The sequence below is a fragment of the Pseudoglutamicibacter cumminsii genome, assembly GCF_003143995.1.
Taxonomy (GTDB): domain Bacteria; phylum Actinomycetota; class Actinomycetes; order Actinomycetales; family Micrococcaceae; genus Pseudoglutamicibacter; species Pseudoglutamicibacter cumminsii_B.
In genome coordinates this window covers 1-352 of sequence record NZ_QFWG01000030.1, presented here as the reverse complement: position 1 = coordinate 352, position 352 = coordinate 1, and the positions used below count along the sequence as shown (strand labels likewise).

The 352-nt window shown below is 52.6% G+C and carries 1 protein-coding gene; it reads left to right on the top strand.

Annotated features, from left to right (window positions below; genetic code table 11):
- Nucleotides 1–40: 40 nt before the first annotated feature.
- A partial coding sequence (locus CAY35_RS10050) for a transposase (RefSeq protein ID WP_181377559.1) occupies nucleotides 41–352 on the top strand: 312 nt, incomplete at its 3' end.

Below are 352 nucleotides of genomic sequence, written 5' to 3'. Positions count from 1 at the left end.
CAAAAGGGGGTGCGGACGGAATCTTGGAAGGATTCTGTTCGTGAAAGTTGTTTATACGCCCGAGCAGCGTGCGAGAGCTTTGGCGGTTTATCGTCGTACTCAGTCGGTGACGAAGACGGTTCGTGTGCTGGGATATCCCGGTCGGTGGACGTTGTATTCATGGTTGAGGAATCCTCAGCCTAAGGGCCGTAAGCCTAGGAGAAGGCGGCCTGTTAAGCGGTATTCGCTAGAAACTAAGATTGGTGCTGTCGAGCTGTTTGAAGCTGGTTGGCGGCCAGAGGATATTGCTCGTGAGTTAGATCTGACGTCGAAAATGTCGGTTTATCCGTGGGTGAGATCTTACCGCGAGTCT